26 protein-coding genes are annotated in these 25,669 nt (G+C 38.5%); 8 read left to right on the plus strand and 18 right to left on the minus strand.

Annotated features, from left to right (window positions below; genetic code table 11):
* Positions 1–3 precede the first annotated feature (3 nt).
* The 4 genes from HCN54_RS11500 to HCN54_RS11515 are packed head-to-tail and all read right to left on the minus strand — an operon-like array spanning position 4 to position 3,635.
* On the minus strand, positions 4–975 hold the full coding sequence (locus HCN54_RS11500) for a glycosyltransferase family A protein (protein ID WP_167597903.1): 972 nt from the start codon (positions 973–975) through the stop codon (positions 4–6).
* Positions 972–1,874, minus strand: a complete 903-nt coding sequence (locus tag HCN54_RS11505) for a glycosyltransferase (protein WP_167597904.1) — start codon at positions 1,872–1,874, stop codon at positions 972–974. The genes HCN54_RS11500 and HCN54_RS11505 overlap by 4 nt, the downstream gene beginning before the upstream one ends.
* A 1-nt stretch (position 1,875) precedes the next feature.
* Positions 1,876–2,811 carry a glycosyltransferase family 2 protein gene (locus HCN54_RS11510; RefSeq protein ID WP_167597905.1) on the minus strand — a complete coding sequence of 312 codons (936 nt, stop codon included), beginning with the start codon at positions 2,809–2,811 and terminating at the stop codon, positions 1,876–1,878.
* The gene (locus HCN54_RS11515; RefSeq protein WP_167597906.1) at positions 2,802–3,635 is read right to left on the minus strand and encodes a glycosyltransferase family 2 protein; all 834 of its coding nucleotides are present in this window, start codon (positions 3,633–3,635) and stop codon (positions 2,802–2,804) included. The genes HCN54_RS11510 and HCN54_RS11515 overlap by 10 nt, the downstream gene beginning before the upstream one ends.
* A 38-nt stretch (positions 3,636–3,673) precedes the next feature.
* On the opposite strand from HCN54_RS11515, the gene HCN54_RS11520 reads away from it, so the two are divergent.
* Entirely contained in the window at positions 3,674–4,624 is a 951-nt protein-coding gene (locus tag HCN54_RS11520) for a beta-1,6-N-acetylglucosaminyltransferase (RefSeq protein ID WP_167597907.1), read from the plus strand.
* Here HCN54_RS11520 and HCN54_RS11525 read toward each other — a convergent pair.
* Genes HCN54_RS11525 through HCN54_RS11540 form a run of 4 tightly spaced genes read right to left on the minus strand, consistent with a single transcriptional unit; the run spans position 4,616 to position 8,603 of the window.
* The gene (locus tag HCN54_RS11525; protein ID WP_167597908.1) at positions 4,616–5,563 is read right to left on the minus strand and encodes a glycosyltransferase family 2 protein; all 948 of its coding nucleotides are present in this window, start codon (positions 5,561–5,563) and stop codon (positions 4,616–4,618) included. The genes HCN54_RS11520 and HCN54_RS11525 overlap by 9 nt on opposite strands.
* Positions 5,554–6,711 carry a glycosyltransferase family 4 protein gene (locus HCN54_RS11530; protein ID WP_167597909.1) on the minus strand — a complete coding sequence of 386 codons (1,158 nt, stop codon included), beginning with the start codon at positions 6,709–6,711 and terminating at the stop codon, positions 5,554–5,556. The genes HCN54_RS11525 and HCN54_RS11530 overlap by 10 nt, the downstream gene beginning before the upstream one ends.
* Entirely contained in the window at positions 6,711–7,655 is a 945-nt protein-coding gene (locus HCN54_RS11535; protein WP_167597910.1) for a glycosyltransferase family 2 protein, read from the minus strand. Before HCN54_RS11535 ends, HCN54_RS11530 begins: the two co-directional genes overlap by 1 nt.
* Positions 7,656–8,603, minus strand: coding sequence for a glycosyltransferase family 2 protein (locus tag HCN54_RS11540; protein ID WP_167597911.1), 948 nt, complete (start codon positions 8,601–8,603; stop codon positions 7,656–7,658).
* Between the two features lie 434 nt (positions 8,604–9,037).
* On the opposite strand from HCN54_RS11540, the gene HCN54_RS17490 reads away from it, so the two are divergent.
* On the plus strand, positions 9,038–9,244 hold the full coding sequence (locus tag HCN54_RS17490; protein WP_240924871.1) for a hypothetical protein: 207 nt from the start codon (positions 9,038–9,040) through the stop codon (positions 9,242–9,244).
* On the plus strand, positions 9,205–9,783 hold the full coding sequence (locus tag HCN54_RS11545) for a hypothetical protein (protein ID WP_240924872.1): 579 nt from the start codon (positions 9,205–9,207) through the stop codon (positions 9,781–9,783). The genes HCN54_RS17490 and HCN54_RS11545 overlap by 40 nt, the downstream gene beginning before the upstream one ends.
* Before the next feature lie 41 nt (positions 9,784–9,824).
* On the opposite strand, the gene HCN54_RS11550 is transcribed toward HCN54_RS11545, so the two are convergent.
* The 6 genes from HCN54_RS11550 to HCN54_RS11575 form a co-directional block, all read right to left on the minus strand.
* Complete coding sequence (locus HCN54_RS11550; RefSeq protein WP_167597912.1) at positions 9,825–10,568, minus strand: class I SAM-dependent methyltransferase; 744 nt, start codon at positions 10,566–10,568, stop codon at positions 9,825–9,827.
* Complete coding sequence (locus HCN54_RS11555) at positions 10,558–11,838, minus strand: ABC transporter ATP-binding protein (RefSeq protein WP_167597913.1); 1,281 nt, start codon at positions 11,836–11,838, stop codon at positions 10,558–10,560. The genes HCN54_RS11550 and HCN54_RS11555 overlap by 11 nt, the downstream gene beginning before the upstream one ends.
* Positions 11,838–12,701 (minus strand): ABC transporter permease, encoded by an 864-nt coding sequence (locus HCN54_RS11560; RefSeq protein WP_167597914.1) that lies wholly within the window; start codon positions 12,699–12,701, stop codon positions 11,838–11,840. Before HCN54_RS11560 ends, HCN54_RS11555 begins: the two co-directional genes overlap by 1 nt.
* 3 nt (positions 12,702–12,704) lie before the next feature.
* Positions 12,705–15,188, minus strand: a complete 2,484-nt coding sequence (locus HCN54_RS11565) for an exopolysaccharide transport family protein (RefSeq protein WP_167597915.1) — start codon at positions 15,186–15,188, stop codon at positions 12,705–12,707.
* Positions 15,189–15,956: a polysaccharide biosynthesis/export family protein gene (locus tag HCN54_RS11570; protein WP_410503564.1), complete on the minus strand. Its 768-nt coding sequence runs from the start codon at positions 15,954–15,956 to the stop codon at positions 15,189–15,191.
* A 432-nt stretch (positions 15,957–16,388) separates the two neighbouring features.
* A complete protein-coding gene (locus HCN54_RS11575; RefSeq protein ID WP_167597916.1) occupies positions 16,389–18,590 on the minus strand; it encodes a RecQ family ATP-dependent DNA helicase in 2,202 nt (733 codons plus the stop codon).
* Between the two features lie 84 nt (positions 18,591–18,674).
* Between HCN54_RS11575 and HCN54_RS11580 the strand changes: the two genes are divergently transcribed.
* The 4 genes from HCN54_RS11580 to lptB all read left to right on the plus strand — a co-directional run bounded on the left by HCN54_RS11580 (position 18,675) and on the right by lptB (position 21,776).
* Positions 18,675–19,643 (plus strand): SIS domain-containing protein, encoded by a 969-nt coding sequence (locus tag HCN54_RS11580; protein WP_167597917.1) that lies wholly within the window; start codon positions 18,675–18,677, stop codon positions 19,641–19,643.
* On the plus strand, positions 19,643–20,494 hold the full coding sequence (gene tatC, locus HCN54_RS11585) for a twin-arginine translocase subunit TatC (RefSeq protein WP_072983609.1): 852 nt from the start codon (positions 19,643–19,645) through the stop codon (positions 20,492–20,494). Before HCN54_RS11580 ends, tatC begins: the two co-directional genes overlap by 1 nt.
* Before the next feature lie 123 nt (positions 20,495–20,617).
* Positions 20,618–20,983 (plus strand): carboxymuconolactone decarboxylase family protein, encoded by a 366-nt coding sequence (locus tag HCN54_RS11590; protein WP_072983607.1) that lies wholly within the window; start codon positions 20,618–20,620, stop codon positions 20,981–20,983.
* A gap of 52 nt (positions 20,984–21,035) precedes the next feature.
* Entirely contained in the window at positions 21,036–21,776 is a 741-nt protein-coding gene (gene lptB, locus HCN54_RS11595) for an LPS export ABC transporter ATP-binding protein (RefSeq protein WP_072983605.1), read from the plus strand.
* 40 nt (positions 21,777–21,816) lie between these two features.
* Here lptB and HCN54_RS11600 read toward each other — a convergent pair whose 3' ends face one another.
* On the minus strand, positions 21,817–22,440 hold the full coding sequence (locus HCN54_RS11600; protein ID WP_167597918.1) for an NUDIX hydrolase N-terminal domain-containing protein: 624 nt from the start codon (positions 22,438–22,440) through the stop codon (positions 21,817–21,819).
* A complete protein-coding gene (locus HCN54_RS11605; protein ID WP_167597919.1) occupies positions 22,440–23,177 on the minus strand; it encodes a CDP-alcohol phosphatidyltransferase family protein in 738 nt (245 codons plus the stop codon). The genes HCN54_RS11600 and HCN54_RS11605 overlap by 1 nt, the downstream gene beginning before the upstream one ends.
* A gap of 175 nt (positions 23,178–23,352) precedes the next feature.
* Here HCN54_RS11605 and HCN54_RS11610 point away from each other — a divergent pair, with 175 nt between their 5' ends.
* Positions 23,353–24,423, plus strand: coding sequence for a PorV/PorQ family protein (locus HCN54_RS11610; protein WP_240924874.1), 1,071 nt, complete (start codon positions 23,353–23,355; stop codon positions 24,421–24,423).
* A gap of 12 nt (positions 24,424–24,435) precedes the next feature.
* On the opposite strand, the gene mnmD is transcribed toward HCN54_RS11610, so the two are convergent.
* Complete coding sequence (mnmD, locus tag HCN54_RS11615; protein ID WP_167597920.1) at positions 24,436–25,113, minus strand: tRNA (5-methylaminomethyl-2-thiouridine)(34)-methyltransferase MnmD; 678 nt, start codon at positions 25,111–25,113, stop codon at positions 24,436–24,438.
* 1 nt (position 25,114) lies between these two features.
* Complete coding sequence (locus tag HCN54_RS11620; RefSeq protein ID WP_072983598.1) at positions 25,115–25,624, minus strand: DUF4920 domain-containing protein; 510 nt, start codon at positions 25,622–25,624, stop codon at positions 25,115–25,117.
* Positions 25,625–25,669 lie beyond the last annotated feature (45 nt).

Raw genomic sequence — 25,669 nt, forward strand, 5'->3', positions numbered from 1 at the left:
CAATTAAAGTTTAAACAGTCGCTTAATTATCTTGAACGCCAATTTGCGTAATGTCCAGGGTAAAAGAGACCTTTTTGAATAGCTGGCTCTTTGGATCAGGTTTTCGCTTACCTTGTTTTCCTTTTCAAGACTAAACGATCTGGAATGCTCATCCAGGTTGTTTGCCATATGATAGGCATAGGTTTTAACTGTTGAAAGGCGGTAATAGCCCTTTTCATCACTTAAAGAATCAATAAATTCTTGTTCCAATCCATTTTTGAACTTAATAAGTGGCTGATTCTTCTTACCTTCAAAGAGTTCATTGCGATAGGTAGCCACAAAATGACCACAACCAATTAATGCATTGACATTTTTAAGTACATACTGCCTTTCTTTCCAAGAGTACTTTCGGTTTTCCCGGTTTAAGAGGGAGTCATTTCCCATTCCTGCCAAATAGAGTTCTACATCTGCATCTGACATCACCTTTTGATAAGCGATACCACTGGTCAAATACCGGTCTGAAAAAACTGCTGTATTTTCATAGAAAGCTAAAGCCGGGGAAGGTAAGGGTGCAACTACACCGGCTTTAGGGCACAAAGCGAAAACTTTAAAGACAGCCCGTTCCCAACCTTCGTAGAAAAGAACATCAGCATCAGTTATAGTAATAAAAGCTTCTGCAGCAGCGCGAGCCTCCTGCAATACCGGAAAGACCTTGCCTTTATTATCGTGGTATCGAACCAGCTTATCAATTGCTGTACGCCTGTTCTCTATTAAACGGGAGATTTCTTCACAAGAGTTATTATTGATCAGCGTTATAGCAGTGGTTTGAGGGTTTATAGTTTTAATTAATCGGTTGAGAAATTTTTCAAAAACCTCATACTGATTGCGATAATAGGCATCGTGAAGATTTGGTATATAAACAGGAACAACAATGCGGTGCATGAAGACAGGCAGCATCTCATTTTTAAACTTTTCTGGATTTACACCGTTTCTCAAAAGCGAATAGATTTAAAGGCATTTTTCAAAAAAGGCATCACTCGCCGAAACTCTCCATTCTTAAAATATACGTGGATCAGATTAAAAAATAATTTCAAATTTGTTTTATCATTGATAACGGACTTCTCAAGCTTTGTAAGAAGTAAGTTTTTATCTCTCTCAATGAACCAGTCCTCAAACCGGGTTAGCAAATGATGGAAGAATACATTTGAGGCTATGTTCTTTTTTCGATTCAGCAATTTATTCCCTGAAATATTAAGTGAACTTGCGCGTACATTTACTTTAGATTCATTAATGGTGTAAATGGTTCCAAAATCTGAAGCCTTGAGATATAAAAGATCATCAGCATACCATGCTAATGGAAGTTCTAAGCGTGATAATTTAGCCTGTTCCAAAAGAAAAATATACTCACTTAAAGAGCTTCTTGCTTTACCCGACAATTTTTTTATAAAAAACTCTAAAGAACTTTCATATTGAACGCAGTAATGTTCTTTACCAATTGGCTTGCCTAAGACATCAATAACTCTTGTGGCATAACGCAGAACTTTAATATTTTGTTTTTCTATCAAATCAACAACCTTATAAAATTCTTGTATGCAGTCAGGGTCTAGAATATCATCATCACCTAGGATCATTAGATATTTCTCATCATTAACCATTGAAATGCAACGGCGCCAATGATTTACTAAAGAAGTGCTCCCAACATTATTTTTAAAATCCGTATAATTTATAGATATTCTGCTTTGGTATTCTGAGATGATGCAATCCGGATTTTCTGGAGAACCGTCATTACCTATATAGACAGTAAAAGACTTATTACTTTGACTTGCAAGAGATTCAAGGGTATGTCGAAAAAATTTAAGCTTATAATATGGGATTACAATTGCTAAAGAATTCATCTTATCCCTTTACCAATTGAAACAATTTACTATATATCAATAAAGCTAATCTATTTGGAAACAAAAAGTTTCGAGGCTTTGCTAAATTATTCTGAATCTGCTTTATATAATCATTTCTCCCGTTCTTTATTGCAATTCGTACGTAAGATTTCAGAATATAGAATGGTGGCTTCTTTTGCCTTAATACTAATTTCAAAAAGCCATCTTGAAACCGCTTTTCTGACTCAGCCTTAATTTCAGGATTTGAATAGAGATTTGAGGTTATTGCCTTTGGATGTTTTCTATACCAAAACAAGATTTTTTTTACCGGGACATATGAAATAGATTTCAAAATAAAAATTCTCAGATAAAATTCGCGCTCTTCTGCAAAAAACAAACTTTCGTCAAACCTATAATTTGCTAATGACTTTCTCTTCCATAGTGGTCCTGGAGAATTAAGGTTGAACTGATTCAGGTAAAAAGACTTAAGAATATTTTTTGAAACAATTTCACAGTCTTGATTATCCGCTTTATTTAGATCAAATTCTATAGTTTCTAATTCCTGAAACTTTCTGTACATACAAATGGTAAGGTCCAAATCCGGATTCTTGTAAAACGGCTCCATTTGTAACTCCAACTTTTGAGGATGCATAATGTCATCATCATCAAAAAATTGGATAAACTCGGCATCTCGCTTTTGTGCTAAATCCAATCCGAAGTTCCGGGTAGCCGACAATCCTTGAGGATAAGTTGAGGGTTTTCTGTAATATTCAAAACGCTCATCTTTATCTATAAATGCTTTAACGACTTTCTCGGTATCATCAGTTGAATTATCGTCGGTTATCAAACATTTAAAATTTATATACGTTTGATTTTGAATAGATATTAATGTCTCTTCAACTAAATGCGCCCGGTTATAAGTGGCTACTAAGATATATACCTGTGGGTTTACTTCCATAGACTTTTAAATAAACGTAGTGGGTATAAAAATGCCTTTCCCAAATGGAATTCCAGACGTTGCGTATTCTTAATTTTTTCAAGTTCTTCCCGCCTCAGCTTTTCCAAAAAAAAATCAATGGTTTCAGGGTAATATTTAGAATATAATATCTCGTGCTTCCTAAAGATATAGTTATACAAGTAATATTTATTTTTATTTGCCCGTGATGTGGTGGAACCATTCCTCTTTCGATAATGAAAAAGGACTTGGGGGATAACTTTGCAAACTCCTCCAAGAGCCATTAACCGAATGTAAAACTCCCAATCTTCCCAACCAGTCCGCATAGATTCATCATACCCACCCACCGTTATAAAGTCTGTTTTTTTAAATAGTGCATTACCAATGGCTGCATTTTCAAATAAAAAATGCCTTAAACCCCCGCCTTTTGGCTTATAGATCCATTCCCTTGTATCTGTAAAACACCGAGCCCAGCACGTTACTAAGGAAACTTCTAGTTCTGATACCTGTAATACGGCAAGCTCTAAAAAATTACTCTCAAAATAATCATCGCTATCCAGAACTAAAATCCACGAACCTCTCGCATTTTTAATACCGTAATTACGCGCTGCACTTTGTCCTCCATTTTTTTGGACTAAAATGGCATCAGTATACCCTTCTAAGTCCCTTAACTTAGATTTAGTTCGGGCATCTGAACCATCATCAACAACAATTATTTCTTTTTGGGGGTAGGTCTGGTAATATGCTGATTTGACAGCAGCTTCTATATACTCGAAATCATTATAACACGGAATTATAATTGACACGAAAGGGGTTGTAGTTTCCAATAGACACTATATCTTTATAGAGAGAAAATATACATAATTTGAAAATCTGTTATTTACTAATCGCTCACAAAAACCCTGAACAAGTTTTACGCTTAATGACCCGGTTAACTTCAACGGATAGTTACTTTTTTATACACATTGATCAACGAGTACCTGACGCAGCATTCAGAAATGTCTTTAAAGGCTTTAATAACGTGTACTTTTTTGAAAACGATTTGAGGTGCAATGGGATTTGGGGTGGCTTTGGAATTGTTCAAGCTACTGTTAATTTAATATACTATGCATTATCCAAAGTATCGGATTCTTTTTTGGTTCTGCTAAGTGGGCAGGATTACCCGCTGCAATCACAAGGTCAAATTCAACAGTTCTTTAATAAAACCTCATTCCAAGCCTTTATCTTCGGAAAGCCAATGCCCACAACCTTTTGGCAAAACGGTGGCTTAGAGCGTATAAAAAAGTATCGTTTCTACTTATCAAATACCCGGTATGATTTTGTACTAATCCCTTCGATATGGAATAAATCATTTTACAGGAAAAAAGTACTAAAAGATTTATATGCAATCCTACTTCGGGGTAATAAAAAAGATCTACTAAAAATCTTCAAAACAAGAAAGCACCCCGCCAACATCAAAGCCTATGGTGGCTCCCAATGGTGGGCGATGTCATCTAATTTAGCGCAACGTATTCTAGATTTTATTGACAATCGCCCTTCTTTCTTAAACTACCATCAGGACACTTTACTTGCTGATGAGATTTTCTTTCAGACTTTAATACACCATATTGCAAAAACCGACAATACTTTAAAAATCGCACCTTCTTTGACCTACACCAATTGGGAACGAAAAAATGTACCGCTTCCCGTAACCTTTTCCGCTGAAGACTTTATGGAACTTAAAAACGCTTCAGAAACACATCTATTTGCACGAAAATTTGACATCGAAAAAGACACTATAATCTTAGATAAGATAGATACCGAACTACTACTTTAGCTTTTTACATTTTGCAATTTCTAATAGTGCCTCTCCCTTTTGAGTTAAAGCAACACTGACCAATGCCAGCTGATATAAAAACACCCCTTTTAATTTAAACTTTTTATAGACTAATCCTGTAACTTGAAATAAACGAACCGGTACGGTGCACAGTTTTGCTAAACCAAAACTTAGGTTCATCAAATTCCGTGTAATTTCCATTTCGATGTTACTGGAAATTTGCCCTTTAATATCTTGAAAAGTATACCAATACACATCAATCAAAGCACATTTAAAAGAACTGGATGAACGGGTCATTTGTTTTTGAATAGAGACCCCGTGCAATCTACGATGGGTCAAAACTTGTGGAATATAATATCCCGTTGTGGTCACTAGTAACATTTTACAAAAATAATTATAATCCTGCCAGGATTCTAAGTGTTCATTCCATCGAATACGCGCAGCTACACTGCGTTTCAACATGACATCATAGGTATACCAATGAATCCGCCTTAAAATAAAATCTTCTGCGGTGATACCGTAGGGTTTTTGCTCATACACATAGGGGGCTTCAAATCCTCTATCGCTAAAATTTTGAGTCTTAGCGATAACAAAATCAGCTTTCGTCCGTTGAATCTCCTTAAGTTTTACTTCCAAATGGTTTGGGGTCATCAGATCATCACTATCGAACCAGATAATATAATCCCCTGTGCTTTGATCAAAACCAATATTCCTACAACTGTTAGCACCTTTCAAATGCGTTTTACCGCGAAAAAATAATTTAAAACGAGGATCGGTTGAACAAAATTCTTTTATAACAAGTACAGTATTATCTATAGATCCGTCATCAACCAGTATACATTCAAAATAAGGATACGTTTGCTGAGATATAGAGGTTAAAGTTTCACGTATTAAAGAACCTCTATTGAAAATAGGTATTATTATATTTACTAGTGACAAGCATTTTCATTTAACGCACAAATTAATCTTTCCATCTTTGTTGGGTTTGAAAAGAAAATCACATATCGTTCCTTTAGCTCTTTTTGAAGCAACTTTAAATCACTATCTATCAAAGAGTAGAGATTATGTATTTTCATATACATATCATCAAAATCTTGTGCTATTAAACGATCAGACAATTTCCCCAATCTTTCCTGCATTGCCCCTACATCGTAGCTTATAACCGGTGTTCCACTTGCCATTGCCTCCAAACCAGCTGTTGGCCCTCCTTCTCCTTTTGAGGTTATGATTAAACAATCTATTGATTGTAAAAAAGATGGAATCAAATTTTGACTCAGATTAAATGCTTGTAAATCAATAAATGCGTTTAAATCTAAATCTTCAATCAAATCTTTAAGCTGCTTGAAGTAGTTCTCTGATGAACAAAATCCTTGCACCACTAACCTAACGTCGATTTCATTTCGAAGTCTGGCAATTAAACGTATTCCATCTTCAATATTCTTCTCGGGGGAAATCCTACACAGCATACCTAAACGTTGTGATCTTCCATTTTGTCTTTCAAGATTTATTAAGACTTCCTCATTCCACAGAAAAACGTCAATAATTGAAACGTTGATATTTTTAGAAAGTCTTTGTAAAATCCTTTTTTGAAAACTACACGTCACAAATAAAACTTTAACCTTTTCGAAATCTTTTATTCTAGATTTTGTAGGGGTATAGTTCTTTTCAAAACCTGTAAAGCGTATGTGAATAACATTCTTCTTTAGACCTTTTACGACAGGAATGTAATAATCTGAATAAGTTGGCGTAATTATATAAGCGATATTAGTATTAAATCGAAATCTTACATTTAACCAATAAAAAAAGTGTAAGGGATTATAATCACAGTTTAAAAATTTAAAAATAATTTTTAAACGTGCCTGTATTACTTGTCCAAAATAAGTATTAAATATCCTTGGATAGCTTTTATAAATAAAAGAATATGAAGAACAGTATTCTCGGACTTTATTGCTAGCCTTATGAGAACTGAATACAATAACTTTATTAGCAATTCTCTTTTCTATAAATACGCTTGCAGTTATAAGTGTCTCTAATTCTGTTCCAGCCAGATGATTAAGATCCTGACAAATAATATACGCCCTTTTCATTATTTGTATTCTTTGAAAAAGATATAACCTTTACCAAAAATAAAATATGAGATAAAACCAATACCCCCTCTAATTCCAAAATTCAGGTCTTTGGTATAGTAACTTATTAATAATAAATATTGTAATAATTTAAAACGCCATTGCTTTTTATTTATAAAGACCCATAGAATATTACTTTTGATTTCGCGTTTTACTAACCTCTTAAATCTTAAATCTTCAATATTAAGCTTATTAAGTATTTTTAAATGCTTTATTCGTGTTCTATGTAGTGAATCAATTTCGATTTCATCTTTTAATAGCAATTTTTGCGAAAGTGTATTAGAATGTATTCTATATAAGATCAAAGGTCTATCAACAAAACTTATTTTAGGATTTGAATAAAGCATTCTTAAGTTAAAGTCCCAATCATCTAAATTCCTAATATCTGGATCAAACAACTCAGGTTGTTTTTCCAAAAAAGATTTTTTCCATATAGGCCCGGAAACAAAAAAAATTACTCTCCCAATCAAATATTCAGAAATTAAGTCATTAGAAGTCACAGTTGTAATACCTAGAGATTTTTGCAAATCAAAATTCCAGTGGGTTAATGGACAGACTACACAATCAGTATCTAACTCAAAAGCTTCCATTCGCAAGGATAATGCATCTTGCAGCATAATGTCATCATCATCAAACCAATTTATGTAATCGCCAGTACTCCTAGAATAACCATAATTTCTGCAAGATGACGGCCCTTTTTCAAGATGTTTCGGCCTGAGGTAATATTTAAATCTGGGATCTGAGCTAACAAATGCGGAAACCACATCTTTCGTATTATCATGTGACTCATCATCGACTATAATACATTCCCAATTACTGAAACTCTGTTGTTGTATACTTAGTAGAGTTTTTGAGATTAAATTGGACCTGTTGAGAGTAGGTATGACGATGGATATTTTTTTCAATTAAAGTGTAATTCTTTTTAAAAACCTATCACCTCTATTAAAAACAAGATAAGAAAGGAGTGATAGAAAGGCATTAAATTTTACAGTTATGGTTAAAGTTTTGTCTTTAAGTACGTATCCTCTGAAAGCTTGATAAGAAGCATTAAAATCACGATCTCTAACAAAATATTTATAAGAATTAAGCAAATATTCTCTCAAGTAATTCAGGTCTTTATCTAGTAAAGTCAATTTCGTATTGAAGTAGATTTTTTTTCTTGCAAGAAAATAGTTAAAGAGTCTCTTGTCTTGTCTGTATGTAATACTATTTGAATGTTCTCGCAGGTAAACCAACGGTTTGTTTAAAACGATATAAATGGAGTTATAGTCTAAAACTCTAATAAAAAACTCCCATTCCTGAGCTGCTTGTAATTCTTCATCAAATAATGTGTCAAATAGGTTCAGAAAACTTCTCTTAAATAAAGGATTACTAGTCAACCATACTATTTCAGTCCTTAAGTAAGAGGATAAGTTATTTTTAGATTGAAGCCTCTCGTGCCTGAGACCTCTTGTATTTATGATTTGACCTGTAAATTTTATGGAATTACATACGCAGAAATTATACAAGGAATATTTTAAGTGAAATAGTTGGGATTCTATTTTGTTAGAAAACATTAAATCATCATCATCAAACCAATTTACAAACTCCCCATTGCTCAACTCAAACCCATAATTCCTACACGCATTAGCCCCTTTAGGTCGATCTTTTGGTCGGTGATGGTATTGAAACCTGGAATCTTTCGCTACATATTCGGCCAGTACCTCATCCGTACCATCCGTGCTTCCATCATCTACTACAATACACTCCCAGTTGGTATAGGTTTGCGCTAATACCGAATCTAAAGTTTCACCGATAAAATGCGCTCGGTTATACGTAGGGATGATGATAGAAACTAAAGGCTGTTCGTGCATAACTAAAAATCCTAAATACCTTTTTTAATAGATTACCGCTGTAGGAGTACCGACTTAAGCAGGCTGACCCTTTTAGAAACCTCCTGGTCAGGACAAACAAATTCGTTCAATTCGTATAGAGCTCCATATACCTAACTTATAACTTTCGCATCACCAACTCTTAGCTACTAGGTCGCAAAGGCGTAGTTAAAGCGTAGATAAAGCGTGTTAAGCCCTCATTAAAAAAACACCTTATTCCGGCATATTCGGCAATAACGGCAAAATCGGCAGGAATGATCACTACCTATTGTCGTAACTTAAAAAGCCACCTAATTTCAGCCTCATAAAATTGCTTTAAGGCTGTTCTGAGCTATACAAATCAGCAAACAGGCAGTTAATAAATAGCAATAACAAAGCAATGAGCATAAAACACACATAATTTAATTAATAGTATTATGGCTGTACTCAAAGGCTTGATCAAAATTATAGGCTCCCTTGACGGGTTAACCTTCTACAAAGGAAAAAACGGCTACTTCATTCGCACCAAAGGCGGCATCAGTAAAAGCCGTATTAAAACGACCCGGCATTTAAACGAACCCGGGAGAATACCAACGAATTTGGCATGGCTGCGACTTCAGGAAAAATACTACGGCATACATTAGCGATGTTCATGCGCAATACTAAAGACACCACGCTGCCTTCTCGGCTGATGCGTAGACTGATGTTGGTTAAAAATCAGGACACTATTTCCCCAAGAGGTCAACGCAGTCCTGCGATGGGCTTAACAACTCCTGAAGGCAAATTCCTCTTACAAAATTTTGATTGTAATGAAAATGCAATTTTAGCGCAAGTGCTTCGTGCCGACTATACCGTAAACACTACCACTAGAGCGATCAGTATTCCGAACTTTATTCCGGACACCCATTTGGTGGCTCCACTGGGAGCTACACACGTTACTTTACAATCGGCCTTCTTAAATTTAGATTTCACAACCGGTGTCAGAGATTTGCAGCTTAGCGATCCGGTGAATTTACCCATTAACTTGACACCGAAAGATGTCGCCTTAAGCCCGGCTGCGGTTACAGGTTCAGGGGTTACGATGATCCTTTTACAACTTTCCTTTTTCCAGGAGATAAACGGAGTACAATACCACCTCAACAACGGAGCCTTCAATACCTTAAACATCTTACGTGTGGTCTAAACTAAGCGTTCGAAAGCCGGTTAACCGTTTAATCGGCTTTTTTACTGAAAAGCATACGGACTAGCATCAAATTTAGATGCAGAAGCCAGAACCCCATACCGCTTATGTAAACTAACGTTTAAATTACTTTCAGCTTGCCAGGTTTCTATAATTTCACGTTCCATAGATCTGCCGGTATCATCCAGAAACCATACCGTGTCTGCATGACTATGATCTTTCAAAAAAGGATAAGCACTATATCGCGCATAAGGCGTACTCCCGCCAAAGGGTCCATCGACTAGTACAAAATCAAAAATGGCTGTTCCTATCTGATCTTTAAGAACTTTGGTATCATACCACGTTTGCTGCTCCTTATACGAAAGCTCCTTTGAAACGGAAACTAACGGACAATGTACCAGGGTAACATACGTATCAAGCCCCAGCACTTCAAGTTGTTTTTCTAAAGATACTTTCCAATCTAAGTTAGATTCTACAGAATAAAACGTAGTAACTGTACCTTGATTTTTAAGAATTTGAGCGATATAGATAGTACTTGCTCCACTACCAAACTCTATAATAGTGCTAGTTTTTTGAATTTGGATGATATTCAAACAATGCAATAAAGCTTTTGGTGTCATAGACCATCCGGTCTCAGGTATAAAATGAGCCTTAGGCAAAATAGCACTCAATTTATTGGATGCATAAAGTTGTTCCTGAGCATATTGAATTTTTTCTTGAGCAGCTAGAGTCTTCTTCTGATTGGCTCTAAGTTCATTAATAATACGCTTTATTTTTTTAAACATCATAAGAAACCTTATACTCGACTAAAACCTTACTTTGATTGGAAACTACTTCTTTAAATCCGTTGTAGAAAAAACCTTCAGCCACTTCAAATTGAAAAGCATTTTTAGCCCAGTCTGCAACTTCTCCTTTATAAGTCAAATGCGTAGTTACCCAATAAGAACCGGAATTAAGCGGTAATTTATCAAGACTAAAAATGATTGTATTTGTGGTATTTAGACCCGCTCCTTCACCTTGCATTTTGGTACTAAACCATAGCAACCTATTACCGGTTATATCATCTATGCGAAAATCAAGCCGCACATCTTTTATTTGATAAGCAACAGCACTATCTAGCTCAAAACAAATATCTAAAGGCTTTCCGGTCGTTGGTTTTTGATACTGACCGCCGTTTAAAAAGCAAACAGATTCTATTTTCACGGTACCGGTTCCGCTTCTTTCAAAATCACTTATGGAGATACGATCTGATGTATTCTTTTGGACTCCCAAACTCAAATAATGCCCAATAGTATCATCCACACTTCCATCAAAAATAGAAGTCCCCTGCTCCAGTAAAAGTCCGCGTGTACACAGATTGCGAACACTTTCCATATTATGACTCACAAACAAAACCGTCCTTCCCTCTCCCTGAGAAATATCCTGCATTTTACCAATAGCCTTTTTTTGGAACTCCGCATCACCCACGGCTAAGACTTCATCCACAACTAAAATTTCGGGTTCTAAATGCGCGGCAACAGCAAAAGCAAGACGTACCGTCATACCACTACTGTAGCGTTTAGTTGGTGTATCGATATAACGCTCACACCCGGAGAAGGCAATGATCTCATCGAGCTTTCGGGTGATCTCTGCTTTTTGCATCCCGAGTATAGCACCGTTTAAATAAATATTCTCCCGCCCGGTCAGTTCGTGATGAAAACCTGTTCCTACTTCGAGTAAGGAAGCGATTCGGCCTCGGCTTTTAATAACTCCGGTACTTGGGGCAGTAACACGGGAAAGAATTTTAAGTAAAGTAGATTTTCCTGCTCCATTTTTCCCTATAATTCCTAAAACCTCCCCTTGTTTAACTTCAAAGTTGATATCCCGTAACGCCCATACATAGTCTTCCGTCGATTGCTGACTGCGATCATTCACGGCACCTACTTTCAAAAAAGGATCTTCCTTACCGAGTAAACGTGCCCAATTCCGCTTAAGATCATCCCGCAATGTACCAGTTCCAACTGTTCCTAGTCTATATTGCTTAGAGATGTTTTCAGCTTTGAGGATTATATCGCTCATCAAATCGTATCAATAAAATTCCTCCCGGTTCGATTAAAAATAATCAACCCAATAAAAAACACTGCCAGACTAAGAACCCCGCAATACCCCAAAAGTCCCCAATCAAAAAGTCCCTCTTGAAGACTCATAAAACGAAAGGCTTCAATAAGGATCGCAATAGGATTCAGTTCGATCAACCATGAATATTCGTTTAAGGTAGTGCTATTTTGTACCTCAGCAATAGGATACATCACCGCCGAAACATACATCAACAAGGTGGTAGCAAAACCGATCAGGATTCTAAAGTCACGGTACTTCGTAGTCAACGAACTGATTAACATCCCTAAACCTAAGCCCAAAACTGCCAGAACTCCCAACACCATCGGAAATAACCATAACGTAATGTCGGGTTGTAACGCATAGCCTTTCAATTCAAAATATAAATAGAAACACGCAAAGATAACCAATTGAATACTCAGCTTGAACAAGGCAGAAATCGCCTGAGACAATGGAGTGATGATTCGTGGAAAATATACTTTAGAGAACAAACCTGCATTACTGGCAAAGGTATTCGAAGTATTATTGAGACATTGCGAAAAATAACTCCACATCGTAATCCCTGCCAAATTAAAAAGAAAAGGCGGTACCCCTCCGGTTTGAATACTGGCGATATTATTAAACACCAAAGTAAAGATCACTCCGGTAAACAAGGGTTGAATTAAATACCATAACGGACCTAAGATCGTCTGCTTATAGGCTGAAACAATATCCCGTCGCACAAATAGTAATAACAGATCTTTGTATCGCCAGATCTCTTTAAAATCAATACGCAGCAAAGACTGCTTCGCATTGATTTGGTATAACCAATCGTCCTGCTCTGTCATTAATTAATGCTCCAACTGATCGTTAAACCAGCGAAATGCTTTTTTAATATTATGTTTTACTCGACCTGTGATTCCTACAGATTTTTTTTGGCGATATGCTTCTCCATATTTTCCATAGCCGTAACCATATTCATAGCCATAACCGTAGCCATAACCCAACTTGCTTTTGGCACTAAAATAGTTCAACACAAAACTTATATTTGTGATTTCTTTTTTCTTGTATTTATCATTGATTAGGCGCAACATACCTTTCTTAGTATAATGTTGACGAATCACATACAATGTGGCATCTACATATTCGTCCAATTCTAAAGCGTCTGAAACCAAGCCCACAGGTGGTGTATCTAGAATAATATAATCATATTCTTTTTTCAATTCTTCAATAAGCGAATCCATCTGCTCGCTCATCAATAATTCTGAAGGATTTGGAGGCACTGCTCCGGCTAAAATCACATCAAGATGAGGAATCTTTGTAGGCTGAACAATTTCAGATAACGAGTTGTCTCCAATTAAATAATTCACCACCCCGGTATCGTTCGGCAAATTAAAATCTCCAAAGATCTTCGGCTTTCTTAGATCTAAACCTACGAGCACTGTTTTACGCTGACTTAACGCAAAAACGCTAGCTAGATTGATACTGCAAAAAGTCTTTCCCTCTCCACTAACTGATGAGGTAATACGCACAGTTTTTGCTCCTTCGATCTGTTGCTTTCTGTAGATAAATTGTAAACTGGAGCGTAGTCCCCTAAAGGCTTCTGCAATTGCCGAGCGGGGATCTTCAATAACCACTAAATTGCTTTTTGAAGTGCTCTTCCCTATAGCTCCTAAAACAGGAATACTTGAAAGTCGTTTGATCTCATTCGGGTTACCAATTTTAGTATCAAAGAAAAATAATAAAAACACGATGGCTAACGGCACAACAGTTCCTCCTACTACAGCCATCACATAACTCACTTCGGTATTAGGACCTATTGCTCCGCCTCCGGTATCTTTAGCTTCATCAATGATCACAATATCAGAAACATTGGCCGCTTTGACGATTCCTGCCTGACTGCGTTTATCTAAAAATACGCCGTATGCACCTTCTGTAAGGTTATAACGGCGTTGAATACCAAATAACTGCTGTTGCTCTTGCGGAAGCTTTCGCATCTGCCCTTCGGTTGCAGCGATCTCATTACGCACTTCGCGCAATTGACCTCTGATGATTTGCTGGCTCGAAGCCATATTTTCAAAAAGCACGGCTTTGATCGCATCAATACGACGGTCTAGATCTTTAAACGCCGGATTGTTAGGTTTAGCCGTATACGCCAAACGACGCCGTTCTTCTGCAAGTTCGATAATACTGCTTACACTTTGTGTAACACTACCTTCTCCAATACCGGTAATACTCGGTGCCGGAATATCTGTACCATAGTCTTCTCGGGTGCGCAGGTAATTCTCTAAATCCTGATAATATTGTAACCGTTGTTCTAAGTTTTGTTTCTGTGCATCAAGCTCGGTGATCTTAGCGATCAGGCTTTCTTCACTACTGCCAATTCCAATACTGCTGTTCTCATCTCTAAATTTATCAAGCTCTTTCTGTACGTTTTTCATCTCAACCGATTTCACCGCCAGACTGCTATCAATAAACTGAATAGTTTTGGTCGCAAACAAGTTTTTACGCTCTAGTTGGGTTTCGGCTAAAATCCTAACGGACGCGTTTAAGTAATCTATTAAACGTGCTTTATTATTCCCTGTAAGACTTAGCGTTAAAATACTGGAACCGGATGGAGTTTGATCAATCCCTATTCCGCGGTAGCGCCCTACCGTACCGTCAAAAGCATTAAAACGAATCAGATATTCCTTACCTACAACAGGCGGCAGTCCTGATGGATTCAACTTAAAATTGAAATAGGGCAAGTCTATAGGATCTCCAAGCGTATACTGTTTTGAGATCTTTGCGGCAGGCAAGGGTAAATTCAGCATTTCTTTAGTATCATAGTTCTGTGCAGGTGCTGAACCTCCATTAAATTCTATGGATAATGTATATGTTGAATCACTAGTAAAAACAATGTTGATTTGCTTCCCTAAGAGTTGTGGCCGTGCCGTATTGACATCTATCAGAAAGGGGGTCGCTCCGTAAATATCCTCCAGATGGTATTCTCCTTGCTGCAAATAATCTACATAATACTGAAGCGCCTCTACCACAGTCTCGTTGTGACTTCTGGAACGCAATAAAATTATTGCCGTTTGTACTTTATCGGTAGTTCCACCCCAATTGAAGGTAAGACTGGTATTGGATGTAAAAAATGGATTCTGATCGTCTTTAACCGTGATCATATTACTCATACGATACACCGTTTGACGACGTACATTTTTGTAATGTGCAATGTAATAGGCGATCCCGATACACACAACAAAAAGCGGCCACCACGCAAGAATCTTGAGTAGAAAACCTCTAAAATCAAAGAAATTTTGCAGGTCTTTTATTTCAAATTCATCTTCCATCTAAAGGCGTGCGAATAAAAGAATTGTTGTGGTTGCCAAGGTAAGGATAGAAACAACTGTGGTTAGTGATTGCAAACCGGTAGTTCCTACACCTAAAGATTTTTGCGGAAGCGGATTTACCAAAATCACATCGTTAGGCTGAATAAAATAGTACGGCGAATTGAGCGCATCAATCTTGGTCATATCAATATGATGAATCTTTTTTCCTCCCGGATATTGCCGAATGATCAATACATCGGTACGATCGCCATATTCTGAAATATCACCACTATTTACGATAGCGTCTAGTAAAGAAAGTTGTTCTACCAATTCCACTTTAACGCCGGGACTACCAACTTCTCCACCAATAGTGTATTTGATTCCCGCAAGTTTTACGGTCACGAAAATATTAGCTTCCTCTGTAAAATAATCGTCTAATAATTTTTTCTCAATGATCTCCCTAATCTCTTCAGTAGTATAGCCTAGCACTTGCACTTCGCCTAAAGTAGGTAACCGAATTGACCCGTGCCGATCTACTGCAAAACCGTCATAATAATAACCTTCCCCCAGATTATTACCTTCCTCACCATTCGTTTGCGGATTGAACAAGGCCACAAGTTCCTGATCCAATGCTTTCACCCGAATACTTAGAACATCATTGATTTGAACACGGTAGGGTTGCTGCTGAAGATTTACTTGAATGATACTATCTTGAGCCGTTTGGGTTTCTTGAAGATAGGTTAGTTTCTTGGTGGGAATACAAGACCCAAGTGTAGTGAAGAACGCCAAAAGAAGTATTTTGACGATTAAAGGAAAGGTGTTTTGCCTGCAAAAAACTGATTTCCGGGCAAAGCTCCGCTGACTTAAGTCCCATTTTTTAGGGCAAAGCAACGAATTTGTAGGTATCTTCATACAAGTCGGGATTGCAACTACGACAAATATACTTTTTAACAATTAATTGTGAAACTATAAAACCGGTCTTCTTTGTTAAAGTTATGAGACTCCAGAGCACCAAAAATACAAGCGCCACGCGTAAACTACCTTAGGGAAAGTCCGTGAAGTATTAGTTATAAACAATTTTCAATTTCAAGGCATCCCGATAGCTCTCGGGACGGAGTTCTAAACCCTTTGGCAGCGTCAATAGAATGCGTTACCAAAGCACAAACCATAAAACAATACTTAAATAGAATTTCAGGAAAAAAAAGGAAACAATTTGGAGTCTTAATTAGCCACCTCGCTAATGAATTTAATTCGGTATAAACGCAACTCATCTTCATCATAATCACCGTCAAATTCATCAAGCGCAGCTTCGATTTTATCAGTCTCAGCCTCTAGAAAGTATTCGTGTAGTTCTTCTTGCTGATCTTCATCAAGAATATCTTCGATCCAATAATTGATGTTGAGTTTGGTTCCGCTGTAGACAATAGCCTCCATTTCTTTTACAAACTCAGGCATTTCAAGTCCTTTCGCAGATGCGATATCATCAAGCGGGAGTTTTCTATCAACATTTTGAATGATGTACAATTTCAATCCGCTGTTAGAGCCTGTAGATTTCACTACAAGATCATCAGGTTTCAAAATATCGTTCTCTTCCACATAAGCCGCGATGAGTTCTATAAACTCCCGACCATACTTTTTAGCTTTTCCTTCTCCAACGCCAAAAACATTAGCCAACTCTTCAATGGAAGTTGGATATTTAATCGCCATATCTTCTAACGAAGGATCTTGAAAAACGATATATGGCGGCACTCCTTTGCGTTTTCCTACTTTTTTACGCAGATCTTTGAGCATCGCAACCAGTTTAGGATCGGTTCCACCACCGGCCTTGGCCCCACTAGCGACGGCTACTGCATCAGCACTTTCATCATAAGCGTGATCCTCAGTCATCATAAACGATTCCGGATTTTTAATATAATCCGTTCCTTTCGACGTCAATTTAATGACCCCGTAGGTCTCTATATCTTTGCGTAAATATCCCGCAACTAAAACCTGTCGCAGCAAAGCTTTCCAATACGATGACTCTTTATCTTTTCCGCAACCGAAATAAGCATCGATATCGGTTTTATGTGAAGAGATAATCGCGTTTGATTTTCCAACCAGAGTAAATACCAATTCTTTGCCTTTGTAGATCGCGCCTGTTTTATCAACCACCTCTAAAAGCTTAACTACATCATCTTGAGCCTCGTGCTTTTTCTTAGGGTTACGCACATTATCATCCAAATCTCCTCCTTCACCCGTCTCGTTATCAAATTCTTCTCCAAAATAATGAAGTATAAATTTTCTACGCGACATCGATGTTTCGGCATAAGCGACCACTTCTTGCAATAAAGCATGACCGATTTCTTGTTCCGCCACCGGTTTACCGCTCATAAATTTCTCGAGTTTCTCGATGTCCTTATAGCTGTAATACGCCAAACAATGTCCTTCGCCACCGTCTCTTCCGGCGCGACCGGTTTCTTGATAATAACTTTCTATACTCTTTGGGATATCGTGATGAATCACAAAACGCACATCAGGTTTATCAATCCCCATCCCAAAGGCGATGGTTGCCACTACCACGTCTACATCTTCCATCAAGAACATATCCTGATGCTTTACGCGGCTTTTAGCATCAAGCCCTGCGTGATAGGGCACAGCTGAAATTCCGTTTACTTGCAATACCTGCGCGAGCTCTTCTACGCGTTTTCGGCTAAGACAATAAATGATTCCGCTTTTCCCTTGATTTTGCTTGACAAACCGAATGATATCAGCATCAACATTCTTAGTCTTCGGGCGAATTTCGTAGTATAAATTTGGCCTGTTAAAAGAAGCCTTAAACGCATTTGCACCAGACATCCCAAGGTTTTTCATAATATCCTCTTGCACCTTGGGCGTCGCCGTAGCAGTCACCGCAATGATCGGGATATCATCGCCTATGCGTTTTATGATCTGACGAAGATTTCGGTATTCGGGTCTAAAATCGTGTCCCCATTCACTAATACAATGTGCCTCATCGATCGCGACAAAACTTATTTTTTGCGAACGCAAAAATTCAACATTCTCTTCTTTAGTAAGGGATTCCGGGGCGACGTAAAGTAATTTAGTTACTCCGTTAGTGATATCTTCTTTCACTTGTTTGATCTCCCCTTTATTTAAAGAAGAATTCAACACGTGAGCGATTCCGTTTTCTTTTGAAATGCCGCGCAGAGCATCAACCTGATTTTTCATCAATGCGATTAACGGACTGACAACGATTGCTGTACCGTCTTTGATCAAGGCCGGAAGCTGGTAACAAAGTGATTTACCACCCCCGGTAGGCATTATAACAAAAGTATGTTTTCCTTCAATAATGCTTTTTATAACATCTTCCTGTAAGCCCTTAAACTGGCTGAAACCAAAATATTTTTTAAGGGACGCGTGTAAGTCTATTTCTTCTGAACTCATTAAAGCTTATTCAAATTTGCATACATTTGTATTCTAAATATAGTAATTTCTACAGCACTAACAAACGGCTTAATCTTATATCTTTTGAACACTTACGAGCAGATTTTAGACAGCGCCAAGCGAACCATCGCGATGGAACTCGAAGCTGTCGCTAATCTCCACACGCTTATTGACCAAGACTTTGCTAAAGCTGTTTCTTGTATCTATAACGCCAAAGGCCGGGTAATTATTTCGGGCGTTGGCAAAAGTGCAATTATAGCGCAAAAAATAGTAGCTACCTTAAATTCTACAGGAACACCTGCGGTTTTTATGCATGCGGCCGATGCAATACACGGAGATCTGGGCACGATTCAGAAAGATGATGTGGTGATCTGTTTATCAAACAGCGGAAATACGGCTGAGATCAAAGTGCTGATCCCTTTGATCAAAAATCAGGAGAATACGGTCATCGCAATGACTTCTAATAAAGATTCGTTTCTCGCAAAACAGGCAGATGCGTTGATTTTGGCTTACGCCGAAAAAGAGGCGTGCCCGCACAACTTGGCGCCTACCACAAGCACCACCGTGCAATTGGTAATGGGCGACGCTTTGGCTTTAGCTCTTTTAGACCTTCGCGGATTTTCAAAAGAAGATTTTGCCAAATACCATCCCGGAGGCGCGCTAGGGAAGCGCATGTACCTTCGCGTTAACGAACTTGTGGCACTTCACGACAAACCTGAAGTCACTCCGGATACTCCTATAAAAAAGGTAATTGTAGAAATTTCGCATAAAAGGCTCGGCGTTACCGCTGTTACCGAAGGCTCTAAAATTGTAGGAATTATAACCGATGGCGATATACGCCGTATGCTTGAGACTAATGAAGTGCTCACCGGTCTCACCGCAGCAAGCATTATGAGCAAAAACCCCAAACGCATCACAACTGATGCTTTAGCAACCGAAGCTTTAGAACTGCTAGAAAGCAATAGCATCACACAACTCTTAGCGGTAGATAGCGCTAATAATTATGCAGGTGTGGTACATTTGCACGATTTAATTAAAGAAGGAATTCTATAATGGCAAAAAATAAAAATGCAAACCCGGACGAAATGTCCTTTTTAGATCATCTTGAAGAATTAAGATGGCACCTTATACGCGCTACCCTGGCAATTGTGATTGTGGGTGTAGTTGCTTTTGTGTTTAAAGATTTCATCTTTGACGCGATCATTTTCGCTCCGGCAAATGCCGATTTCATTTCTTATGATTTGCTTTGCCAATTGGCCCAGATGGTGGGCTCTGACAAAGGCTGCGTAAATGAGATGAACTTTACAATTCAAAACCGTACGATGGGCGGGCAGTTTAATGCTGCGATCTGGACGTCGATCATAGTGGGTATTGTGGTCGCCTTCCCGTATGTGATCTATGAATTCTGGAAATTTATTTCTCCCGGACTGTATGAAAAAGAACGCAAAAACTCCAGAGGTTTTATCGTGATCTCCTCGCTCCTCTTTTTTATGGGAGTACTTTTTGGCTATTACATTATCGCTCCACTCTCCATCAATTTCTTAGCCAATTTTACTGTTGGTGATATGGTAGACAACGAGTTTGATATTGATTCGTATATTGGTTTGGTGCGTGCCAGTGCACTTGCAGCCGGACTCATTTTTGAATTACCGATCATCATCTATTTCTTTACCAAAATAGGCTTGGTAACGCCGCAATTTTTAAGAAAATATAGAAAATATGCGTTGATCATTGTTTTAGTAGTCTCGGCGGTAATAACGCCTCCGGATATTTCAACACAGGTCATTGTATCTATTCCTATTTTAATTTTATATGAAGCGAGTATTTTAATTTCGGCCTTTGTAACGCGCCAGGAAGCTCGTGAATTAAAACGCGCACAACAACGCGCTGCAAAAAAACAATAGTCATTTTCATTTGGGGAAGCCCAAAGAACGCACATAAAAACAAATTATCAAATTCGTAGCATCCCGATAGCTATCGGGACGGAGTATAAACCTTTTGGCAGAGCCTAAAAATCCCTAAAATATATGTCAGAAAAGACCTTAAATCAAGTTGAAGAATTCAATGCGTATCGCGCAAAAATGAATGATAAAATACTAGCTGATAAAAACAAGATTATCAACCGTATTTTTAATTTAGACACTAATGCATTTGCTCCCGGTGCTTTAGATGTTAAAACTAAAGAATTGCTGGGGCTGGTAGCTTCTACCGTGCTTCGATGTGACGATTGCGTGCGCTATCACTTAGAAAGCTGTTTTAAAGAAGGTGTTACCAAAGAACAAGTGATGGAAACGCTAAGTATTGGCACATTGATTGGTGGTACCATCGTGATCCCGCATTTGCGACGCGCTTATGAGTACTGGGAAGTTCTTGAAGAAAACGCTTCAAAATAATACGTTGACGTAAAAATCAGCGTTTTATGATGCATATCTAAAATATGAGTTTATGAAACTACGAGCAGAAAATTTAATGAAGTCCTACAAAGGCCGAAAAGTAGTAAAAAGTATTACTGTTGAGGTTGCGCAGGGCGAAATCGTGGGGCTTTTAGGCCCCAATGGTGCCGGCAAAACCACTTCATTTTATATGATCGTAGGACTCGTTAAGCCTAACGGCGGAACGATCTATCTAGACAATAAAGATATTACCAAATACCCGATGTATAAACGTGCACAAAACGGCATTGGGTATCTGGCTCAAGAAGCTTCGGTATTTAGAAAACTGAGTATTGAAGAGAATATTCTGAGCGTTTTGCAGATGACCAAAATGAGCAAGAAAGAACAACTCGCCAAGATGGAAGAGCTGATCGATGAATTTAGTCTGGGTCACATTCGCAAAAACCGTGGAGACTTACTTTCTGGAGGCGAACGCCGCCGTACCGAAATCGCTCGCGCGCTTGCAACCAACCCGAATTTCATTCTCTTAGACGAACCTTTTGCCGGAGTTGACCCCGTAGCGGTTGAAGATATTCAGCGTATTGTTGCGCAACTAAAACAGAAAAACATAGGTATTTTGATCACAGATCATAACGTTCAAGAAACTTTGGCGATTACTGATCACACCTACCTCATGTTTGAAGGAAATATTTTAAAACATGGTGTCCCTGAAGAATTAGCGGCAGACGAAATGGTGCGCAAGGTCTATTTAGGTCAAAACTTTGAGCTGCGTAAAAAGAAATTGTTTCAGTAAACTCGAAGGAAACACTAACCTTTAGCAGCGCCAAAATAATCTAATCTGAAAACACAGCGGTATCACCTCTAGCAATTGCGACTAACTTAATCAATTGCGCTTCTAGAATTCGATCTTGAGACAATTCAGGGAGTGAATCTAAAGCAAACCAATTCACCCCTCCAATATCAAAATTAGGATCAAAATCTCCGTCTACTATTTCGCATAAATAGCACAGTTTATACACATAATGCGGTTGTGGCGGATGTGGATAATTTCGTTTATCTAAAACAGCGAGTAGGCGTTTGACTTCGGCCTTAAAACCGGTTTCTTCTGCTATTTCTTTCAAGACATTTTCTGTAGGTGTAAGCCCTACGTCTGCCCAACCGCCGGGAAGCGTCCATTTATCATCAACAGTTTCTTTGACCAATAGAATCTCGTTTTGAGCGTTTAGGATCAGTCCGCGTACATCAACTTTAGCCGTGGGATAATCTCCTTCCGGCAGAAAAAAATCGTGAAGCTGATCAACAGGCTTATCACTCAAAATACTCATCATCTGCAAAGCAAGCTCCCGAAGTTCTTCATAACGCTCGGCATCATAATTCTCTTGGTTGTACACAAGACCGGCTTCTGCTAAGGATTTTACTTGTTTTATTTGGTTGAGTAGATTCTCTGAAATGTTCATTAGATATTACGTGTAGCGATTGAAATTAAAACGTAAGCGATGATAATCAAAGGTATCGCCGCAAAAGTCAACCAGAATAAAAGAATGATCGCCAAGAGTAAAAAGCCGTATCTAATCTTATTTTCTGCTAAGCCCCAACTTTTAAATTTTAGAGCAAAAAGTGGAATTTCCGCATTCAGCATATAGCAGCTCAACGCGGTTAATGCCAGTAAAAACCAAGTATTAGTGATCAGAGTTTCGGCGATCGCATAATCTTGAAATTGCACAATTAGAGGCAAACTCAAAATTAGAAGTGCATTCGCCGGTGTTGGCAAACCAATAAAAGAAGTTGTCTGACGGGTATCAATATTAAATTTAGCCAGCCTGAATGCTGAAGCTAAGGTGATCGCAAAACCCAAAAACGGAAGCGGCGACAAACTCTCCCACGACAATCCTGCTTCAACCCAGCGCTCTCCGGTATTCCAATGCTCTAATTTATGCAGCATCTGAAACATCACCATTCCCGGCACTACCCCACTGGTAACTACATCGGCCAGCGAATCTAACTGTAGTCCAAGTTCACCTTCCACCTTAAACATCCTGGCGAAAAAACCATCAAAAAAATCAAAAAACACTCCGGCTACCACAGCATAGGCTGCATAATCTAAATGGCCGGTAGCGGCAAAAAACACGCCGAGCATTCCGCAAAAAAGATTGGCCATTGTGAATGCGTTGGGTATATAGCTTTTTATATTCATTGATTAAATTGGTGTTATTAGATTTAAGCTGCTGCGGATAAAAATAGCGAAAAACAACGGGCTACAAGAAAGCTTATGAAACTCCTAACGTTTTTGCATCACCAAAACCAGCAAAAAAAATAATGTTTAAATTCTCAATTCATTTAAGCAACTTTACGACAAAATTTTAGCTGTATTGAAGCACTTCATTACCCTTATTCTTCTTCTCGCTTTTGGTTCTGAGGCTTCAGCACAGGCGGTACGTAAATACTCTAACGAATTTCTCAACATCGGTGTCGACGCTGCAGCCCTTGCGATGGCGAACGCGGTCACCGCTAACACTAACGACGTCAATAGCGGGTATTGGAATCCCGCAGGTCTTGTAAATCTTGAAGACAATCAGTTGTCGTTGATGCACGCCAGCTATTTTGCTAATATTGCGCTATACGATTATGCCGCTTTCGCAAAGCCTTTAGACGATCGTACAGCTCTAGGGGTTTCACTCATCAGGTTTGGCGTTGATGATATTTTAAACACCACCCAACTTATCGATGCCGAGGGAAATATAGATTATAACCGCATCAGTTTATTTTCTACCGCAGATTATGCTTTTACCATTTCGTTTGCCAGAGAAATGCCTGTGCAAGGATTGAATATAGGTGCTAATGCAAAGATCATTCGTCGTATTATTGGCGATTTTGCGTCGAGTTGGGGCTTTGGAATTGATCTCGGTATACAATATCAAACGGGGGATTGGTATTTAGGTGCAATGGCGCGTGACATCACGACCTCGGTAAATACCTGGTCGATTGACGAAGAACAATTTGCGACGATTAGTGATGCGGTTGAAGGTCAAAATCAAGAACTACCCGAAACCTTAGAGGTGACTATCCCAAAATTACAATTGGGGGTAGCACGCAATTGGCTCATTAATTATGATTATTCCATAAAAGCTGAAATTGATCTTATGATGCGCTTCGCTCAAACCAATGACCTGATCTCAAGTTCAGCGATAAGTGCTACCCCCGCAGCAGGAGTCGAATTTGGTTATACCGGAATTGTGTTCATCAGAGCCGGAGTTGGCAATTTTCAAGAAATCACCCAACTCGATGGTAGCAATCGCATAGGGTTTCAACCTAACATTGGTGTAGGTTTTCAATATAAAGGGATTCACATTGATTATGCGCTGACCGATATTGGGGATCAAAGCGCTGCGATCTATTCTAATATTTTCTCTTTGAAATTAGACTGGGAGTTGTTTCGATAGCAAATTATATTTTTAACCCTTGACCGCCCGAAGCATTTCACGTTTTCCCGGAGGCCCCGGCAAGCGCTCTACAGTAAAACCTACGGCCTGCATCGCGCGACGCACGCTTCCTTTGGCGGCATATGTCACCAGTACTCCGCCTGTTTTGAGCGCCCTATACATTTTTTCAAATATAGATTCTCCCCAAAGTTCTGGTTGCACGCGCGCACCAAACGCATCAAAATAGATCAAATCATGCTGATCAACATCGGAAATAGTTTCAAAATGCTGCTTCCGCTTTTTAAGCTGAAATGCTTCCGTGATCGTTTCTGTTTGCTCCCAAGAAGTTTGATGCATTTTTCCAAAAACAGCCGCATAGCTTTCGGCTTGAGCTGCTTCTAAATAGTTGAGTTGTGTAATTTCTTCTGCAAGAACGGGATACGCTTCCACACCTTCATAGTGAATATTTTGCTGAAATTTTTCCGCGTGAATTAACGTAAGTAAGGCATTAAGCCCGGTTCCGAAGCCAATTTCCAGAATGTGCAATAGCGCAGTCTCTGGATGAAGTTCTCTATAGAAGTCAAAACCCATTTTTAAGAATACGTGCTTTGCTTCTTGCACAGCACCGTGCATAGAATGGTACTGCTCGTTCCATTCAGTGAGTTGAATGGTAGTAGAACCGTCACCGGTTTTAACGATTTTTCGCTCCAAATTATTGGTTGATTTTCACACCGGTAGCAGTAAAACCAAGTGTTTTCTTCGGCATAGTAATCGCCGCGATCTCTTCTTCAGATTTACCGCCATCTTTTGCATAATGTTGTAATTCTTCCACCGAAGTCTCACTTACAAAAGCCTGCCCGTGTACGACTACTTTCTTGTCTTTAATATCTTTTGGCACAAAAAAGCCATAATCTTTAAACTTGATAAACACAGGATCAGTTGCCCCGACATCTACTTGCATCCAACATCCTTTTTTCTGACATACATCTTCCACAGGACCTTCAAAAGTTACATTGATCGTATCCCCCGGCTTTAAGTTGTTATAAATATCCCCCAGTTCAAAAGCAGATAGCGTGGTTTCATTTTTAAAATCATCACCATAAACAGCCAATTCAGAGGTCGCAACAGCTTCAGCAACTGCTACATCTTCTTGATTCGAAGCGCCTTCTTTACAAGAAATCAGACCAATACCTAAAAATGCAAATACTAAATACTTTTTCATCGTGTATATTTTATTAAAAATAGGATAGCCTGTAAATTTAATGAA

It is taken from the genome of Leeuwenhoekiella sp. ZYFB001, from assembly GCF_011784865.1.
Classification (GTDB): domain Bacteria; phylum Bacteroidota; class Bacteroidia; order Flavobacteriales; family Flavobacteriaceae; genus Leeuwenhoekiella; species Leeuwenhoekiella palythoae.

Excerpts from the sequence above, each read along its gene's own strand:
- HCN54_RS11505 (WP_167597904.1), bottom strand. The coding sequence starts at position 1,874 with ATGAATTCTTTAGCAATTGTAATCCCATATTATAAGCTTAAATTTTTT.
- HCN54_RS11510 (WP_167597905.1), bottom strand. The coding sequence starts at position 2,811 with ATGGAAGTAAACCCACAGGTATATATCTTAGTAGCCACTTATAACCGG.
- HCN54_RS11530 (WP_167597909.1), bottom strand. The coding sequence starts at position 6,711 with ATGAAAAGGGCGTATATTATTTGTCAGGATCTTAATCATCTGGCTGGA.
- HCN54_RS11540 (WP_167597911.1), bottom strand. The coding sequence starts at position 8,603 with ATGCACGAACAGCCTTTAGTTTCTATCATCATCCCTACGTATAACCGA.
- HCN54_RS17490 (WP_240924871.1), top strand. The coding sequence starts at position 9,038 with ATGGCTGTACTCAAAGGCTTGATCAAAATTATAGGCTCCCTTGACGGG.
- HCN54_RS11545 (WP_240924872.1), top strand. The coding sequence starts at position 9,205 with ATGGCTGCGACTTCAGGAAAAATACTACGGCATACATTAGCGATGTTC.
- HCN54_RS11550 (WP_167597912.1), bottom strand. The coding sequence starts at position 10,568 with ATGATGTTTAAAAAAATAAAGCGTATTATTAATGAACTTAGAGCCAAT.
- HCN54_RS11555 (WP_167597913.1), bottom strand. The coding sequence starts at position 11,838 with ATGAGCGATATAATCCTCAAAGCTGAAAACATCTCTAAGCAATATAGA.
- HCN54_RS11560 (WP_167597914.1), bottom strand. The coding sequence starts at position 12,701 with ATGACAGAGCAGGACGATTGGTTATACCAAATCAATGCGAAGCAGTCT.
- HCN54_RS11565 (WP_167597915.1), bottom strand. The coding sequence starts at position 15,188 with ATGGAAGATGAATTTGAAATAAAAGACCTGCAAAATTTCTTTGATTTT.
- HCN54_RS11575 (WP_167597916.1), bottom strand. The coding sequence starts at position 18,590 with ATGAGTTCAGAAGAAATAGACTTACACGCGTCCCTTAAAAAATATTTT.
- tatC (WP_072983609.1), top strand. The coding sequence starts at position 19,643 with ATGGCAAAAAATAAAAATGCAAACCCGGACGAAATGTCCTTTTTAGAT.
- HCN54_RS11590 (WP_072983607.1), top strand. The coding sequence starts at position 20,618 with ATGTCAGAAAAGACCTTAAATCAAGTTGAAGAATTCAATGCGTATCGC.
- lptB (WP_072983605.1), top strand. The coding sequence starts at position 21,036 with ATGAAACTACGAGCAGAAAATTTAATGAAGTCCTACAAAGGCCGAAAA.
- HCN54_RS11600 (WP_167597918.1), bottom strand. The coding sequence starts at position 22,440 with ATGAACATTTCAGAGAATCTACTCAACCAAATAAAACAAGTAAAATCC.
- HCN54_RS11605 (WP_167597919.1), bottom strand. The coding sequence starts at position 23,177 with ATGAATATAAAAAGCTATATACCCAACGCATTCACAATGGCCAATCTT.
- HCN54_RS11620 (WP_072983598.1), bottom strand. The coding sequence starts at position 25,624 with ATGAAAAAGTATTTAGTATTTGCATTTTTAGGTATTGGTCTGATTTCT.